At 62.0% G+C, this 17,414-nt stretch carries 14 protein-coding genes; 7 read left to right on the top strand and 7 right to left on the bottom strand.

Annotated elements, in window-relative coordinates:
• Nucleotides 1-4: 4 nt before the first annotated feature.
• The 3 genes from LOY33_RS16865 to LOY33_RS16855 form a co-directional block, all read right to left on the bottom strand.
• Nucleotides 5-952, bottom strand: a complete 948-nt coding sequence (locus LOY33_RS16865; protein WP_258659427.1) for a FecR domain-containing protein — start codon at nt 950-952, stop codon at nt 5-7.
• Nucleotides 949-1,467, bottom strand: a complete 519-nt coding sequence (locus LOY33_RS16860; RefSeq protein WP_043864497.1) for a sigma-70 family RNA polymerase sigma factor — start codon at nt 1,465-1,467, stop codon at nt 949-951. The genes LOY33_RS16865 and LOY33_RS16860 overlap by 4 nt, the downstream gene beginning before the upstream one ends.
• 143 nt (nt 1,468-1,610) lie before the next feature.
• Nucleotides 1,611-3,440 (bottom strand): SLC13 family permease, encoded by a 1,830-nt coding sequence (locus LOY33_RS16855; RefSeq protein WP_058541306.1) that lies wholly within the window; start codon nt 3,438-3,440, stop codon nt 1,611-1,613.
• A gap of 226 nt (nt 3,441-3,666) precedes the next feature.
• Between LOY33_RS16855 and LOY33_RS16850 the strand changes: the two genes are divergently transcribed.
• From LOY33_RS16850 to LOY33_RS16820, 7 genes are all read left to right on the top strand, one after another.
• A complete protein-coding gene (locus tag LOY33_RS16850; RefSeq protein WP_043864495.1) occupies nt 3,667-3,972 on the top strand; it encodes a DUF6388 family protein in 306 nt (101 codons plus the stop codon).
• Nucleotides 3,973-4,235: 263 nt separating this feature from the next.
• On the top strand, nt 4,236-5,546 hold the full coding sequence (tig, locus tag LOY33_RS16845; protein WP_043864494.1) for a trigger factor: 1,311 nt from the start codon (nt 4,236-4,238) through the stop codon (nt 5,544-5,546).
• A gap of 91 nt (nt 5,547-5,637) precedes the next feature.
• The gene (clpP, locus tag LOY33_RS16840) at nt 5,638-6,273 is read left to right on the top strand and encodes an ATP-dependent Clp endopeptidase proteolytic subunit ClpP (RefSeq protein WP_043864493.1); all 636 of its coding nucleotides are present in this window, start codon (nt 5,638-5,640) and stop codon (nt 6,271-6,273) included.
• A 105-nt stretch (nt 6,274-6,378) separates the two neighbouring features.
• Nucleotides 6,379-7,662: an ATP-dependent Clp protease ATP-binding subunit ClpX gene (gene clpX / locus LOY33_RS16835; RefSeq protein ID WP_043864492.1), complete on the top strand. Its 1,284-nt coding sequence runs from the start codon at nt 6,379-6,381 to the stop codon at nt 7,660-7,662.
• Between the two features lie 152 nt (nt 7,663-7,814).
• Nucleotides 7,815-10,211, top strand: coding sequence for an endopeptidase La (lon, locus tag LOY33_RS16830; protein ID WP_043864491.1), 2,397 nt, complete (start codon nt 7,815-7,817; stop codon nt 10,209-10,211).
• A gap of 146 nt (nt 10,212-10,357) precedes the next feature.
• Entirely contained in the window at nt 10,358-10,630 is a 273-nt protein-coding gene (locus LOY33_RS16825) for an HU family DNA-binding protein (protein ID WP_003183171.1), read from the top strand.
• Between the two features lie 196 nt (nt 10,631-10,826).
• Nucleotides 10,827-12,698, top strand: coding sequence for a SurA N-terminal domain-containing protein (locus LOY33_RS16820; RefSeq protein ID WP_054915281.1), 1,872 nt, complete (start codon nt 10,827-10,829; stop codon nt 12,696-12,698).
• Nucleotides 12,699-12,893: 195 nt separating this feature from the next.
• Here the strand turns inward: LOY33_RS16820 and fabI are convergent, their stop codons facing one another.
• Genes fabI through LOY33_RS16800 form a run of 4 tightly spaced genes read right to left on the bottom strand, consistent with a single transcriptional unit; the run spans nt 12,894 to nt 17,413 of the window.
• Entirely contained in the window at nt 12,894-13,688 is a 795-nt protein-coding gene (gene fabI / locus LOY33_RS16815; protein WP_043864489.1) for an enoyl-ACP reductase FabI, read from the bottom strand.
• Nucleotides 13,689-13,706: 18 nt separating this feature from the next.
• Nucleotides 13,707-15,317 (bottom strand): ABC transporter ATP-binding protein, encoded by a 1,611-nt coding sequence (locus LOY33_RS16810; RefSeq protein WP_043864488.1) that lies wholly within the window; start codon nt 15,315-15,317, stop codon nt 13,707-13,709.
• A gap of 1 nt (nt 15,318) precedes the next feature.
• Entirely contained in the window at nt 15,319-16,338 is a 1,020-nt protein-coding gene (locus LOY33_RS16805) for an ABC transporter permease (RefSeq protein ID WP_043864487.1), read from the bottom strand.
• 1 nt (nt 16,339) lies between these two features.
• Nucleotides 16,340-17,413 (bottom strand): microcin C ABC transporter permease YejB, encoded by a 1,074-nt coding sequence (locus tag LOY33_RS16800; RefSeq protein ID WP_043864486.1) that lies wholly within the window; start codon nt 17,411-17,413, stop codon nt 16,340-16,342.
• Nucleotide 17,414: the final 1 nt, after the last annotated feature.

Genomic DNA, 17,414 nt, shown 5'->3' with positions numbered 1-17,414 from the left:
TCCCTCAGCGGGCGCTGACCGTGACCCAGTAGCGTGAGCGCCGGTTGATGCTGACCGGCAGCGACTGGGTCAGCGCGTCGAGTACCGCATCGCTGTCGGCCAGCGGGTAGACCCCCGAGATGCGCAGGTCGGCCACTTCACTGGTGCAGCGCAACAGGCCGGGGCGATAGCGCGACAGTTCGGCAATGAAGTGCCCCAGGCGCATGTCGTCGGCCTCCAGTGCACCTACGCCCCATGAAGGCTCGCGGCCCACCCGGGTGCTGTCGTCGATGCGCATGGCAGTAAAGCGTGTGCGCTCACCGGCACTGAGCCGCTGTGGCGTGGTGTGCAGCGGGCTGAGTTTCAGCGCGCCTTCGAACAGTTGCACATCGGTGCGCTCGGGCTGCACCTGCACCACGAACCGGGTGCCCAGCGCGAGGACGCTGCCCTGGGCGGTCTTCACGCTGAAGGGGCGCTGCGCGTCATCATGCCCGGTACTGATCAGCAGCCGCCCACTGCGCAGGTGCAGGGTGCGCTGGGTGGGGGTGAAGTCCACCTCCACCGTGCTGTCGGCATCCAGGGTCAGTTGGCTGCCATCGGCCAGGGTGATGTGTCGAGGGGCGCTGGCGCCATTGTGGTAGGCCAGGCCCGCACCGCTGCGCCAGGGCTCGCGGTAGGCCAGGCCGCCGGTGCCGCCAGCCAGGGTAAGCAGCAGCAATGCCTTGACCACCCGCCGACGACTGCTGCCGCCGTGACTGAGGCTGCGGTAGCCGGCGGTGGGCTCCAGCCCGGCCAGGCGACCGCGCAGGCTTTCTATGTGCAGCCAGGCGCGTTCGTTGTCCGGGTCGGCGGCGCGCCAGCGTGCAAAGGCCTGGGCCTGCTCGGGCGGCAGGTCGCCGTCCATCCACAGGGTCAGCCAGTGGGCAGCCTCACGGGTGGTGCGGGGCTTGAAGGCCGGTTGCGGTGTGCTCATGGCAGTTGCGCAAAAAAACAGTGCTGGTTGGCGCGCACCAGGTACAGCTTCACCGAGCGAGTGCTGACTTGCAGGCGCTCGGCGATCTCGGCGATTTTCAGACCCTGCAGGTGCGACAGCAGAAACGCTTCGCGGACCTTGGCCGGCAGTTCGTCGAGCAGCCTGTCCAGCAGGGTCAGGGCTTCAAGGGCCAGGGTGCGCACCTCGGGCGAGGGCTCCACGGCTTCGGGCAGGTTGGCCAGGGCTTCGAGATAGGCCTGCTCCACCAGTCGGCGCCGGTGTACGTTCGCCATCAGGCGCCGCGCCACGGTGGACAGGAACGAGCGCGGCTCGCGGATGCTGAACAGGTCCTTGGAGGCCAGGATACTCAGGAACGTGTCCTGGGCCAGGTCAGCCGCCGACTCCGGGCAACCCATACGGTTGCGCAGCCATTGGCGTAGCCAGCGATGGTGATCGGTGTACAGCGTCTGCAGGTACGCATGGGCGCTGGCAGGGGCGTGTGGGCTGGATTCCATCGAGTGCGATCGGTGCAGGGCTGATGAGGCTGCGGAGTATAACGAGATTATTTCTCAAATGATAATTGTTATTGTTAGTGGGTTGTGGACGCCAAACCGGCTCCTGCAGGAGCCGGCATGGCCGGCGAAGGCAGCACCGCTGTCTACAGAGCAAAAATCCACGGCACCATCAGCACGCTCACAATCATCACCAGGATCGTGAACGGTACCCCCACCTTCACAAAGTCGGCGAAGCGATACTGCCCCGGCCCCAGCACCAGGGTGTTCACCGGCGACGACACCGGCGTCATGAACGCGGCGGATGCGGCCAGCGCCACGATCATGGCGAACGGGTAGGGCGATGCGCCCAGTTGCTGTGCGGTGGTGATCGCAACCGGCGCCATCAGTACCGCTGTTGCGGTGTTGGAAATGAACAGCCCGATCAACGCCGTGATCGCAAACAGCGTGGCGAGGATCACGTAGGGCCCGGCACCGCCCAGCACGCCCACCAGGCCGTCCACCGCCAGGGCGATGCCTCCGGTTTTCTGCAACGCCAGGGCAAAGGGCAGCATGCCCACGATCAGTATCAGGCTCTGCCAGTGGATCGCCCGGTAGGCGCTCTCCATGTCGATGCAGCGGCTGGCGCCCATCAGCAGGCAGCCGATCAGCGCGGCGATCACGTTGGGCACCAGGCCGCTGATCATCAGGCCCACCATCACCGCCAGGCTGATCAGCGCATAAGGCGCCTGATTCAGGGCCGGGGCCACGTTGTCCACTTCCGCCGGCAGGCTCAGCACCAGAAAGTCCCGCGGTTGCGTCTGCAGCTGGCGAATCGCCTTCCAGGTGCCGATCACCAGCAGGGTGTCGCCCAGCTTGAGCTTTTCTTCCACCAGTTGCTCGTCGATGGCCGCCTGGTCGCGACGCAGGCCCACCACGTTCAGCCCCCAGCGGCTGCGGAACGTCAGCTCCAGCAGGTTCTTGCCGATCAACTGCGAGCCCGGTGGCAGCGCCACTTCGGCCATGCCCACTTCGCGCGACTGGTCGATGAAGTAGGCGGCCTTGAAGTGCAGAGGCTCCAGGCGCATGGTCTGGCACAGGCTGCGCAGGTCGTCCTTGGGCGAGAACAGGTCAAGCAGCAGCACGTCGCCTTCGTGCACCAGGGTACTGGAGTCGGGGCTGATCACGCGGGTGCTGAACTTGTGCTGGCGCTCGATGCCGACCACGTTGGCACCGTGCTCGGTGCGCAGCTTCAGCTCGCTCAGGCTGTGGCCGATCAGCGGCGAATGGGGCCTGACCCGCAGGCGTCGTTCACGCCCGGCCAGCTTGTAGTCGATGATCAGGTCGAGCAGGGTGCGGCGGGTTTCGGTGCTGCCATCCTTGCGCGTCGCGCTGCCCAGCCAGTTGCGCGTCAGCAGCATGTAGCCCACCCCCAGCACCAGGATCACCAGGCCGAAAGGGGTGAAGCTGAAAAAGCTGAAACCGGTTTCCCCGTGGCGTACCAGCTCGCTGTGCACCACCACGTTGGGGGGCGTGGCCACCAGGCTGAGCATGCCGCTGATCAGCCCGGCGAAGGCCAGTGGCATCATCAGGCGGCTGGGCGACACCTTCATGCGTGCGGCGATGCTCAGCACTACCGGGATGAAGATCGCCACCACGCCGGTCGAACTCATCACCGAGCCCAGGCCTGCCACCGACACCATCAGCAGCACGATCAGGCGAGTTTCGCTGTTGCCGGCGCGTTCGGCCATCCACTCGCCGATGCGGTAGGCAATACCGGTGCGCACCAGCCCTTCGCCGATCACGAACAGCGCGGCAATCAGCACCACGTTGGGGTCGCTGAAGCCGGCCAGGGCTTCCTGCACGCTCAGGATGCCGAGCAGGGGCAGGGCGACGATCACCAGCAGCGCCACCACGTCCATGCGCGGGCGATTGATGACAAACAGCGCGACGGCGCTGAACAGCAGGCCAAGGACCCAGAACAATTCGTGATTCATGCAGGTATCCGAAAAGAAGACGCCGGTGAGTCTGGCAGAAACCGGGCGGCCGTTTGTTGATTTGCTGCAGCGCTTGGGTGGCACAGGGCCAGATGTTAAGGTGCGCGGCATTCTGCTGTTCACCTGTCGCCGATGTCACCCTGGCTAGTGACAAATAAGCCAAAGCTGATAGATTTCAGGCGGTTGAAGCAGTGGCCGGGTTATCGGCCGCAGGAAGGAATGCACCATGATTGCAAAAGAATCACGCCAGGCGGTCGCGCTAGAGCGGTTTGCCCAGGCAAACCCGCAGTTGCTCGAAGAGATAGCCGGGCTCAATGCCCACGAGCAACAGCAGCAGATCCAGTGGGCGTTCGATGACCAGGCGCAGGAGCGTGGCCTTCAATCCTGGGAGTTGACCCTGGAGTTGATTGCCGAGTCGCCCGAACAACTGCGCGAGATGCGTCTTGAAGTGCACCGCGAAGTGGCCGAGGCATTGGGCCTGAGCTGGCAGGAATACTGCGAGTTCAACGAAATTGAAGATGCTGCGCCCTGAGGCGCGGTAGTGTGTTGAAAAGTTTCTGTTCCATAGCCTCCACTGGGCATCGGGATGCCCGCCGGTCAGGCCGCAACGCCTTCAACGGCGGGTTCCGGCGCCCAGGCAAGAGGCTTCGGGGCAGTTGTGCGAAATTCAAATGTGCCGCGGCCTGTTCTCCTTGATTTGAACGGGGTGACTTCTGGTGTTTGAGTCACTAGAATGCTTGCCCTTGATTCTGGAGTCGGTATCGCCGGCTAACGTCTGTGCAACGAGGAATATCCATGCAAGTTTCTGTTGAAAATACTTCCGCTCTCGAGCGCCGCATGAGCGTCACCGTGCCGGCTGAGCGTATCGAGAGCCAGGTCAACAAGCGTCTGCAGCAGACCGCCCAAAAGGCCAAGATCGCTGGCTTCCGTCCAGGCAAAGTTCCAATGAGCGAAATCAAGCGCCGTTTCGGTGCTGACGCTCGCCAGGAAGCAGTAGGCGATGTGATCCAGTCCTCCTTCTACGAAGCCGTGGTCGAGCAGAAGCTGAACCCGGCCGGTTCGCCGTCGATCGAGCCGAAGTCGCTCGAAGCGGGCAAGGACCTGGAATACGTTGCCGTCTTCGAAGTGTTCCCTGAGTTCACCGTTGCCGGTTTCGAGTCGATCAACGTCGAGCGCCTGAGCGCCGAAGTGGCTGACGCCGACCTGGACAACATGCTGGAAGTGCTGCGCAAGCAGAACGTTCGCTTTGAAGCGACCGACCGTGCTGCCCAGAACGAAGACCAGCTGAACATCGATTTCGTCGGCAAGGTCGACGGTGAAGTGTTCGCCGGTGGTTCGGCCCAGGGCACCCAGCTGGTGCTGGGTTCCGGCCGCATGATCCCAGGCTTCGAAGAAGGTCTGGTCGGCGCCAAGGCCGGTGAAGAGCGCGTTCTGAACCTGACCTTCCCCGAGGACTATCAGAACCTGGACCTGGCTGGCAAAGCCGCCGAGTTCACCGTTACCGTCAACAGCGTTTCCGAGCCAAAACTGCCTGAGCTGACCGAAGAGTTCTTCGCCCAGTTCGGCATCAAGGAAACCGGCATCGAAGGCTTCCGCACCGAAGTTCGCAAGAACATGGAGCGTGAACTGCGCCAGGCCATCAAGACCAAGGTCAAGAACCAGGTAATGGACGGCCTGCTGGCTGCCAACCCGATCGAAGTGCCAAAGGCCCTGCTGGAAAACGAAGTGAACCGTCTGCGCGTGCAGGCCGTTCAGCAGTTCGGTGGCAACATCAAGCCTGAGCAACTGCCGGCCGAGCTGTTCGAAGAGCAAGCCAAGCGCCGCGTCGTGCTGGGCCTGATCGTCGCCGAAGTGGTCAAGCAGTTCGACCTCAAGCCAGACGAAGACCGCGTTCGCGAAATGATCCAGGAAATGGCCTCGGCCTACCAGGAGCCTGAGCAAGTCGTGGCCTGGTACTACAAGAACGACCAGCAGCTGAACGAAGTCCGTTCGGTTGTGCTGGAAGAACAAGTTGTGGATACTGTTCTGCAGAAAGCGACTGTGACCGACAAATCGGTCTCTTACGAAGAAGCTGTCAAGCCGGTGCAGGCACCTGCCGCTGACTGATTTCCTTCTCTTGTAGGAAAACACCACAAGCCAGCCTTCGCGCTGGCTTGTGCGTATTCAAGACATGACTATTTGGGAGTGAGTGCAGGACATGTCCCGCAATTCTTATTATCAGCAGAGCTCTGACATCCAGGCCGCAGGCGGCCTGGTCCCGATGGTTATCGAGCAATCCGCTCGTGGCGAACGCGCCTATGACATCTACTCGCGCCTGTTGAAGGAGCGGGTGATCTTTCTGGTCGGCCCGGTAGAGGACTACATGGCCAACCTGATCGCAGCGCAATTGCTGTTCCTTGAAGCGGAAAACCCGGACAAGGACATCCATCTCTACATCAACTCGCCGGGTGGTTCGGTGACAGCAGGCATGTCGATCTACGACACCATGCAGTTCATCAAGCCCGACGTTTCCACCACCTGCATCGGTCAGGCGTGCTCCATGGGCGCGTTCCTGCTGGCTGCCGGTGCCCATGGCAAGCGTTTCTGCCTGCCGAACTCGCGGGTGATGATTCACCAGCCGCTGGGTGGCTTCCAGGGTCAGGCCTCGGATATCGAGATCCACGCCAAGGAAATCCTGCAGATCCGTTCGCGTCTGAACGAGCTGCTGGCCCATCACACCGGGCAGGACCTCGAAACCATCGAGCGTGACACCAACCGCGACAACTTCATGAGCGCCGAGCGTGCTGCCGAATACGGCCTGATCGACTCGGTGCTCCACAAGCGGCCTGTTTGATAGGCAGCCAAGCGGGTGGCCGGGCCTTCCCGCCACCTGTGGACTTGAAAAAGCCCGCAATTGCCTTCATCTTGTGTTGCAAGCCTACCGGATTGGATCGATCGAATGACTGACACCCGTAACGGCGAGGACAACGGCAAATTGCTCTATTGCTCCTTCTGCGGCAAAAGCCAGCATGAAGTACGCAAGTTGATTGCCGGCCCCTCGGTCTTTATCTGCGACGAGTGCGTCGACCTGTGCAACGACATCATCCGTGAGGAGGTGCAGGAAGCCCAGGCCGAGAGCAGCGCGCATAAATTGCCTTCGCCGAAAGAAATCAGCGGCATCCTGGACCAGTACGTCATTGGTCAGGAGCGCGCGAAAAAAGTCTTGGCCGTAGCGGTGTACAACCACTACAAGCGCCTGAACCAACGTGACAAGAAGAACGACGATGTCGAGCTCGGCAAGAGCAACATCCTGCTGATCGGACCGACGGGCTCGGGTAAGACCCTGCTCGCCGAAACCCTCGCGCGTCTGTTGAATGTGCCGTTCACCATTGCCGATGCCACCACGCTGACCGAAGCGGGTTATGTCGGTGAAGATGTCGAGAACATCATTCAGAAACTGCTGCAGAAGTGCGACTACGACGTGGAAAAGGCCCAGATGGGCATTGTCTACATCGACGAAATCGACAAGATCTCGCGCAAGTCGGACAACCCGTCCATCACCCGTGACGTTTCGGGCGAAGGCGTGCAGCAGGCATTGCTCAAGCTGATCGAGGGCACGGTTGCCTCGGTACCGCCGCAAGGTGGCCGCAAGCACCCGCAGCAGGAGTTCCTGCAGGTCGATACGCGCAACATCCTGTTCATTTGCGGCGGTGCGTTCTCGGGCCTCGAAAAGGTCATCCAGAACCGTTCCACCCGCGGTGGCATCGGCTTTGGTGCGGAAGTTCGCAGCAAGGAAGAAGGCAAGAAGGTTGGCGAGTCGCTGCGTGAAGTCGAGCCGGACGATCTGGTCAAGTTTGGCCTGATTCCCGAGTTCGTCGGTCGCCTGCCGGTACTGGCAACCCTCGACGAGCTCGACGAGGCTGCACTGATGCAGATCCTCACCGAGCCGAAGAACGCCTTGACCAAGCAATACGGCAAGCTGTTCGAGATGGAAGGCGTCGACCTGGAGTTCCGCAGCGATGCGCTCAAGTCGGTGGCCCGCAAGGCACTGGAGCGCAAGACCGGTGCCCGTGGCCTGCGTTCGATTCTCGAAGGCATCCTGCTCGACACCATGTACGAGATTCCTTCGCAGAAGGATGTCAGCAAGGTGGTGATCGACGAGAGCGTCATCGATGGCTCGTCCAAGCCGCTGTTGATCTACGAGAACAGCGAGCCGCAAGCCAAGGCTGCACCCGACGCCTGAGTCGGGTGACGGCAGCAAACCAGCAAGGGGCCTACGGGCCCCTTTGCTTTTCCTGTCGCAGAGCTTGTTTTTTTGCGGGCCTGCCCCCACATTAACTCCATGCTCAAATTTCCATCGGATTACGGCCATAAGGCCGCTGTAGAGGCGAAATCATGAAGACAACCCTCGACTTGCCTCTTTTGCCATTGCGCGATGTCGTCGTTTACCCGCACATGGTCATCCCGCTGTTCGTGGGGCGTGAAAAGTCCATCGAGGCCCTCGAGGCCGCGATGACGGGCGAGAAGCAGATCCTCCTGCTGGCCCAGAAGAATCCAGCTGATGACGATCCAGGTGAAGATGCCCTGTACCGTGTCGGCACCATTGCAACCGTACTGCAACTGCTCAAACTGCCCGATGGCACCGTCAAGGTGCTGGTCGAGGGCGAGCAGCGCGGTGCGGTTGAGCGCTTTGTCGAAGTCGACGGGCATATTCGCGCCGATGTGGCGCTGATCGACGAAGTCGAGGCCGCCGATCGCGAGTCCGAAGTCTTCGTGCGCAGCCTGCTGTCGCAATTCGAACAGTATGTGCAGCTGGGCAAGAAGGTCCCGGCTGAAGTCCTCTCGTCGCTCAACAGCATCGACGAGCCGGGGCGCCTGGTCGACACCATGGCCGCCCACATGGCCCTGAAGATCGAGCAGAAGCAGGAAATTCTCGAAATCATCGACCTGGGCGCCCGGGTCGAGCACGTCCTGGCCTTGCTGGATGCCGAAATCGACCTGTTGCAGGTCGAGAAGCGCATCCGTGGTCGGGTCAAGAAGCAGATGGAGCGCAGCCAGCGCGAGTACTACCTGAATGAGCAGATGAAGGCCATTCAGAAAGAGCTCGGCGACAGCGACGAAGGCCACAACGAAGTCGAAGAGCTGAAAAAACGCCTCGACGCTGCCGGCCTGCCCAAGGATGCCTACGCCAAGGCCCAGGCCGAGCTGAACAAGCTCAAGCAGATGTCGCCGATGTCGGCTGAAGCCACCGTGGTGCGCTCGTACCTCGACTGGCTGGTGCAGGTGCCGTGGAAGGCGCAGAGCAAGGTGCGCCTTGACCTGGCCAAGGCCGAAGAGATCCTGGATGCCGACCACTATGGCCTGGACGAGGTCAAGGAACGCATCCTCGAATACCTCGCCGTGCAAAAGCGCGTGAAGAAGATCCGCGGCCCGGTACTGTGCCTGGTCGGCCCGCCGGGGGTGGGCAAGACCTCCCTGGCCGAATCCATTGCCAGCGCCACCAATCGCAAGTTCGTGCGCATGGCCCTGGGTGGCGTGCGTGACGAGGCAGAAATCCGCGGTCACCGCCGTACCTACATCGGTTCGATGCCAGGTCGCCTGATCCAGAAGATGACCAAGGTGGGTGTGCGCAACCCGCTGTTCCTGCTCGATGAAATCGACAAGATGGGCAGCGACATGCGTGGCGACCCGGCCTCGGCACTGCTCGAAGTGCTCGACCCCGAGCAGAACCACAACTTCAACGATCACTATCTGGAGGTCGATTACGACCTGTCGGACGTGATGTTCCTGTGCACCTCCAACTCGATGAATATCCCGCCGGCGCTGCTCGACCGGATGGAAGTGATTCGTCTGCCGGGGTACACCGAAGACGAGAAGATCAACATTGCGGTCAAGTACCTCTCGCCCAAGCAGATCAAGGCCAACGGCCTGAAGAAGGGCGAGCTGGAGATCGACACTGCCGCCATCCGCGACATCATCCGCTACTACACCCGCGAAGCCGGTGTGCGGGGCCTGGAGCGCCAGATCGCCAAGATCTGCCGCAAGGTCGTCAAGGAACATGCCGGGCTCAAGCAGGTGGCCGTCAAGGTCGATGGTGACAACCTGGAGCATTACCTGGGCGTTCGCAAGTTCCGCTACGGCCTGGCCGAGCAGCAGGACCAGGTAGGGCAGGTAACCGGCCTGGCGTGGACCCAGGTGGGCGGCGAGCTGCTGACCATCGAGGCCGCGGTGATTCCGGGCAAGGGTCAACTGATCAAGACCGGTTCGCTGGGCGATGTGATGGTCGAGTCGATCACTGCCGCGCAGACCGTGGTGCGCAGCCGTGCACGCAGCCTGGGGATCCCTGCCGACTTCCACGAGAAGCGCGACACCCACATTCACATGCCGGAAGGGGCTACCCCCAAGGACGGCCCAAGCGCTGGCATCGGCATGTGCACTGCACTGGTGTCGGCCCTGACCGGGATTCCGGTGCGCGCCGATGTGGCCATGACCGGGGAAATCACCCTGCGTGGTCAGGTGCTGGCCATTGGCGGTTTGAAGGAAAAACTGCTGGCAGCACACCGCGGCGGGATCAAGACCGTGATCATTCCAGAAGAGAATGTGCGCGACCTGAAGGAAATTCCTGACAATATTAAACAGGATCTTCAGATTAAACCTGTCAAATGGATTGACGAAGTCCTCCAAATTGCGCTGCAATACGCCCCGGAGCCCTTGCCAGATGTGGCTCCCGAGATTGTCGCCAAGGATGAAAAGCGCGACAGCGATTCCAAGGAACGAATCAGTACCCATTAGTACGTATTTGGCTGGGGGGCCTCCACGACGTTAATTCGGGCCCTTGTTATAAAGCGGCGCCCACTTGTCGGTGGGCCACCCGGCAATCGTTTTGCTTTTCATTACATACTTAGAAACAAACTCAAATAGAGATAAGGGGACTTAGAGTGAACAAGTCGGAACTGATTGACGCTATTGCCGCATCTGCTGATATCCCGAAAGCTGCTGCCGGCCGTGCGCTGGACGCAGTCATCGAATCCGTCACCGGCGCCCTGAAAGCCGGTGATTCCGTGGTGCTGGTCGGTTTCGGTACCTTCTCGGTAACCGATCGTCCTGCCCGTACCGGTCGCAACCCGCAAACCGGCAAGACTCTGGAAATTCCTGCTGCCAAGAAGCCAGGCTTCAAGGCCGGCAAAGCACTGAAAGAAGCCGTCAACTAAGGCGTCTCTTTCAGGCTTCGCCTAACCGGGTCGGGTTTCGCCTGGCCTGGTAGCGCAGCACGGGGAATCGCAAAAACAGATTCCCGTGTGCTTCGCCAGTTACGAGAAGGCGCATCCTCGGATGCGCCTTTCTTCTATCAGGACTCTACCCACGCTCCGCGGTTGTTTATTTAGTACGGCCGTTTCTGGGGGACGCATGCTTCAAAATATCAGGGACAATTCACAAGGTTGGATTGCCAAGACCATCATCGGTGTCATCGTGGCCTTGATGGCGCTGACCGGCTTCGATGCCATCTTCCAGGCCACCACCCATAGCCAGGACGCTGCCAAGGTCAATGGCGACACCATCAGCCAGAATGAGCTGAGCCAGGCTGTCGACATGCAACGTCGGCAACTGATGCAACAGCTGGGCAAGGATTTCGACGCCTCCCTGCTGGATGAAAAAATGCTGCGTGAAGCAGCACTCAAGGGCCTCATCGAGCGCAAGCTGCTGCTCCAGGGCGCCAAGGATGCCAAGTTCAGCTTCTCCGAGGCCGCGCTTGACCAGGTCATCCTGCAAACGCCGGAGTTCCAGGTTGACGGCAAGTTCAGCCCCGAGCGTTTCGACCAGGTGATTCGTCAGCTGGGCTACGGTCGCCTGCAGTTCCGCGACATGCTGGCGCAGGAAATGCTGATCGGCCAACTGCGTGCTGGCCTGGCCGGCAGCGGTTTTGTTACCGATTCGCAGGTCGAGGCATTTGCCCGCCTGGAGAAGCAGACCCGTGATTTCGCTTCGCTGACCTTCAAGGCCGACCCGGCCGCGGTCAAGGTCACCGACGAAGAGATCAAGGCGCACTACGACGAGCACGCCAAGGAGTTCATGAGCCCCGATCAGGTGGTCATCGACTACATCGAGCTGAAGAAGGCCGCGTTCTTCGACCAGGTCAAGGTCGACGACGAGGCGCTCCAGGCGCTGTACCAGAAGGAAATCGCCAACCTGGCCGAGCAGCGCCATGCCGCGCACATCCTCATCGAAGTCAACGACAAGCTTGACGATGCCCAGGCCAAGGCCCGCATCGAAGAGATCAAGCAGCGTCTGGACAAAGGCGAAGACTTTGCCAAGCTGGCCAAGGAGTTCTCCCAGGACCCGGGCTCTGCCGCCACGGGTGGTGACCTGGGCTATGCCGGCCAGGGCGTCTACGACCCGGCCTTCGAAGAGGCGCTGTATGCGCTGAACAAGGGCCAGGTATCGGCGCCGGTGCGTACCGACTTCGGTTGGCACCTGATCAAGCTGCTGGATGTGCAGGCACCTGAAGTGCCGACCTTCGCCAGCCTGAAAGACAAGCTGACCCGTGAGCTCAAGACCCAGCAGGTCGAACAGCGCTTCGTCGAAGTGACCAAGCAGCTTGAGGACTCGGCGTTCGAAGCCTCCGACCTGGCCCAGCCGGCCCAGGAGCTTGGCCTGAAGCTGAACACCTCGGCGCCGTTCGGCCGTGAAGGTGGCGATGGCATCACGGCCAACCGTGCAGTGATCCAGGCGGCGTTCAGCCCGGAAGTGCTGGAAGAGGGTGCCAACAGCACCGCCATCGAGCTGGACCCGGAGACGGTCGTGGTCATCCGTGTCAAGGAGCACCGCAAGCCTGAGCAACTGCCGCTGGAAGTGGTGAGCGACAGCATTCGCAAGCACCTGGCCAGGGAGCACGCCAGTGCGGCGGCCAAGGCCAAGGGCGAGGCGCTGATCGCCGGCCTGCGCGACGGCAAGGTCGAACTGGCAGCCAGCCAGGAAGGTCAGAGCTGGAAGGTCCAGGAAGCGGTCACACGCAACCAGGAGGCCATCGACCCGGCCGAGCTGCAGGCGGTGTTCCGCATGAGCAAGCCGCAAGCCAAGGACAAGCCGACCTTCGGTAGCGTCACCTTGAACGACGGCAGCTTTGTGGTCCTGCGCCTGAACGGCGTCAACGAAGGTGCTGCGGCAAGTGACGAAGAGAAGGCGGCCTACCGTCGCTTCCTGGCGTCGCGTGCTGGCCAGCAGGACTTCGCTGCATACCGCAAGCAATTGGAAGAGAAGGCGGACATCACCCGTTACTGAGTGATGCTGCTGTAAACGGAAAGGGCCGCTGATGCGGCCCTTTCTGTTTTTGTGTTGGTTGTACGGGGGCGTTCGCCGGCAAGGCCGGCTCCTACAGGGATCACAACCTCTTCAGGAGCCGGCCTTGCCGGCGAATGGCCGGATCCCGGACAAAAGAAAAGGCCGCATCAGCGGCCTTTTCCCATCCTGCCAACCTTACTCGGTAAGGTCGCCCATGGCGGTAGTGTTGAAGCCACCGTCCACGTACATGATTTCACCGCTCACGCCCGACGCCAGGTCCGAGCAGAGGAACGCGCCGGCGTTGCCGACTTCGTCGATGGTGACGTTGCGACGCAGCGGGGTCTGCGCTTCGTTGGCGTCCAGCATCTTGCGGAAGTTCTTGATACCCGAGGCTGCCAGGGTACGGATCGGGCCGGCCGAAACGGCGTTCACACGAGTGCCTTCCGGGCCCAGGCTGCGCGCCAGGTAGCGCACGCCGGCTTCCAGGCTGGCCTTGGCCATGCCCATCACGTTGTAGTTGGGCATGGTGCGCTCGGCGCCCAGGTACGACAGGGTCAGCAGGCTGCCATTGCGGCCCTTCATCATGTCGCGACCGGCCTTGGCCAGGGCCACGAAGCTGTAGGCGCTGATGTCGTGGGCAATGCGGAAGCCATCACGGGTGGTGGCCTGGGTGAAGTCGCCGTCGAGCTGGTCGCCCGGCGCGAAGCCTACGGAGTGCACGATGCAGTCCAGGCCGTCCCACTTCTTGCTCAGTTCTTCGAAGACCTTGGCGATTTCTTCATCGCTGGCAACGTCACAGGGGAAGCACAGCTCAGGGCTGGAGCCCCAGCCAGCGGCGAACTCTTCGACGCGGCCCTTGAGCTTTTCGTTCTGGTAGGTGAAGGCAAGTTCTGCACCCTCGCGATGCATGGCGGCAGCGATGCCGGATGCGATGGACAGTTTGCTTGCGACACCGACGATCAGTACGCGCTTACCGGCGAGAAAACCCATGTGTTGTTCCTCTTCAGGTTAATCGACAGCTGTGGGGGCCAAAAAGGCGGCTTCCAGCAGCTGCTGTGTATAGGGATGTTGCGGGGCGCTGAAAATACCCGTAGCCGGACCTTGTTCCACCACCTTGCCCTGCTTGACCACCATCAACTGGTGGCTGAGCGCCTTGACCACCGCCAGGTCATGGCTGATGAACAAGTAGGTCAGGTTGTACTTGGTCTGCAGCGTACGCAGCAGTTCCACCACCTGGCGCTGAACGGTCCGGTCGAGCGCCGAAGTGGGCTCGTCCAGCAGTATCAGCGCCGGTTTCAATACCAGTGCCCGGGCAATGGCAATACGTTGTCGCTGGCCACCGGAGAACTCGTGAGGGTAGCGGTGCCGGGTTTGCGGATCCAGTCCTACTTCCTCGAGCGCCTCCATGATCGCCTGTTCCTGCTCTGCCTCCGTGCCGATCCGATGAATGCGCAGGCCCTCTCCGACGATATCGCTCACGCTCATGCGCGGGCTCAGGCTGCCGAAGGGGTCCTGGAACACCACCTGCATCTGGCGGCGCAACGGCCGCACCTGTTGCTGGGTCAGGCCGTCCAGCGCCTGGCCTTCAAAGCGTATCGCGCCCTGGCTGCCGATCAACCGCAGGATCGCCAGGCCCAGGGTAGACTTGCCGGAACCACTCTCGCCCACGATGCCCAGGGTCTGGCCCTGGGGCAGGCTGAAGTTGATGCCGTCCACCGCCTTGACGTGGTCCACGGTCTTGCGCAGCAGGCCCTTCTTGATCGGGAACCACACGCGCAGGTCCTCGACCTCGAGCAGCGGCGGGCCCACCGGGTTGTCGGCAGGCTTGCCGCTGGGCTCGGCACCGAGCAGCATTTGCGTATACGGATGCTGCGGGGCACGGAACAATTCGTCACACGACGCCTGTTCGACGATGCAACCGCGCTGCATGACACATACGCGGTGGGCAATTCTTTTCACCAGGTTCAAATCGTGACTGATCAGTAGCAGCGCCATGCCCAGGCGCGCCTGCAGGTCCTTGAGCAATTCGAGGATTTTCAGCTGCACGGTGACGTCCAGCGCGGTGGTCGGTTCGTCGGCGATCAGCAGCTCCGGCTCGTTGGCCAGGGCCATGGCGATCATCACCCGCTGGCGTTGACCGCCCGACAGCTCGTGGGGCAGGGCCTTGAGGCGCTTGACCGGGTCGGGAATGCCCACCAGTTCCAGCAGTTCCAGGGTGCGCTCGGTGGCCGCCTTGCCGCGCAGGCCCTTGTGCAGCATGAGAATCTCGTTGATCTGCTTCTCGATGTTGTGCAGCGGGTTGAGCGAGGTCATCGGCTCCTGGAAGATCATCGCGATGCGGTTGCCGCGAATGCGCCGCATCTGTTTTTCTTCGAGCTTGAGCAGGTCCTGGCCTTCGTAGGTGATGCTCCCGCTGGGGTGGCGGGCCAGCGGGTAGGGCAGCAGGCGCAGGATCGAATGCGCGGTCACCGACTTGCCCGAGCCGCTTTCGCCCACCAGTGCCAATGTCTCGCCACGACGGATGTCGAAGCTGATGCCTTCGACCACGCGTTGCTGCTGCGCCCCGGTGACGAACTCCACCGACAGGTCGCGCACTTCGATCAAGGTGTCGTTGCTCATCTCATTTCCTCGGGTCGAAGGCATCGCGGGCGGACTCGCCGATGAACACCAGCAGGCTGAGCATCAGTGCCAGTACCGCGAAGGCGCTCATGCCCAGCCACGGCGCCTGCAGGTTGGACTTGCCCTGGGCCACCAGCTCGCCCAGCGACGGCGCGCCCGGTGGCAGGCCGAAGCCGAGAAAGTCCAGCGCCGTGAGGGTGCCGATGGCGCCGGTCAGGATGAACGGCAAAAAGGTCATGGTCGAGACCATCGCGTTGGGCAGGATGTGCCGGTACATGATCGCGCCGTTCTGCATGCCCAGCGCCCGCGCCGCGCGCACGTATTCCAGGTTGCGCCCGCGCAGGAACTCGGCGCGCACCACGTCCACCAGGCTCATCCACGAGAACAGCAGCATGATGCCCAGCAGCCACCAGAAGTTGGGCTGCACGAAACTGGCCAGGATGATCAGCAGGTACAGCACCGGCAACCCCGACCAGATCTCCAGAAAGCGCTGCCCGGCCAGGTCGACCCAGCCGCCATAGAAGCCCTGCAGGGCGCCTGCGATCACCCCGATGATGGAGCTGAACACCGTCAGCGTCAGGGCGAACAGCACCGAGATGCGAAAACCGTAGATCACCCGCGCCAGCACGTCGCGGCCCTGGTCGTCGGTGCCCAGCAGGTTCTGCGCCGAGGGCGGAGCCGGGGCGGGCACCTTCAGGTCGTAGTTGATGCTCTGGTAGCTGAACGGGATCGGTGCCCACAGCACCCAGCTGTCCTTGGCTGCCAGCAACTCGCGGATATACGGGCTCTTGTAGTTGGCCTCCAGCGGGAACTCGCCGCCGAAGGTGGTCTCGGGGTAGCGCTTGAGGGCGGGGAAGTACCATTCGCCGTCGTAACGCACCGCCAGCGGCTTGTCGTTGGCGATCAGCTCGGCGCCCAGGCTCAGCCCGAACAGGATCAGGAACAGCCACAGCGACCACCAGCCACGGCGGTTGGCCTTGAAGCGTTCGAAGCGGCGGCGGTTGAGAGGGGATAGGGTCATCTCAGTGCTCCCGGCTGTCGAAGTCGATCCGCGGATCGACCAGGGTGTAGGTCAGGTCACCGATCAGCTTCACCACCAGGCCCAGCAGGGTGAAGATGAACAGCGTGCCGAACACCACCGGGTAGTCGCGGTTGATGGCCGCCTCGAAGCTCATCAGGCCCAGGCCGTCGAGGGAGAAGATCACCTCCACCAGCAGCGAGCCGGTGAAGAAGATGCCGATGAATGCCGAGGGGAAGCCCGCGATCACCAGCAGCATCGCGTTGCGAAACACGTGCCCGTAAAGCACCCGGTTGGGGCTCAGGCCCTTGGCCTTGGCGGTGATCACATACTGCTTGTTGATCTCGTCGAGGAAGCTGTTCTTGGTCAGCAGGGTCATGGTGGCGAAGTTGCCGATCACCAGCGCGGTCACCGGCAGGGTCAGGTGCCAGAAGTAATCGAGGATCTTGCCCGTGGTGCTCAGTTCATCGAAGTTGTTCGAGGTGAGCCCGCGCAAGGGGAACCAGTCCAGGTAGCTGCCGCCGGCAAACAGCACGATCAGCAGGATGGCGAACAGGAATGCCGGGATCGCATAGCCGACGATGATGGCCGAGCTGGTCCACACGTCGAAGTGGCTGCCGTGCCGGGTAGCCTTGGCGATCCCCAGGGGGATCGACACCAGGTACATGATCAGCGTGCTCCACAGCCCCAGCGAGATCGACACCGGCATCTTCTCGGCAATCAGGTCGATGACCTTGGCGTCGCGGAAGAAGCTGTCGCCGAAATCCAGCCGGGCGTAGTTCTTGATCATGATCCAGAGGCGTTCCGGCGCCGGCTTGTCGAAGCCGTACATGCGCTCGATTTCCTTGACCAGGGCAGGGTCCAGGCCCTGGGCGCCACGGTAGTTGGAGCCGGCCACGGATACTTCCGAGCCGCCACCGGCGATGCGGCTGGTGGCGCCGTCGAAGCCCTCGAGCTTGGCGATCATCTGTTCCACCGGGCCACCGGGTGCGGCCTGGATGATCACGAAGTTGATGATCAGGATACCCAGCAGGGTGGGGATGATCAGCAACAGGCGGCGAAAGATATAGGCCAGCATG

Origin of the sequence: Pseudomonas sp. B21-036, assembly GCF_024748925.1 — a bacterium.
Lineage (GTDB): Bacteria > Pseudomonadota > Gammaproteobacteria > Pseudomonadales > Pseudomonadaceae > Aquipseudomonas > Aquipseudomonas palmensis.
Note: the sequence above shows the minus strand (reverse complement) of the source record. Positions and strands in the feature narration are given on the sequence as shown.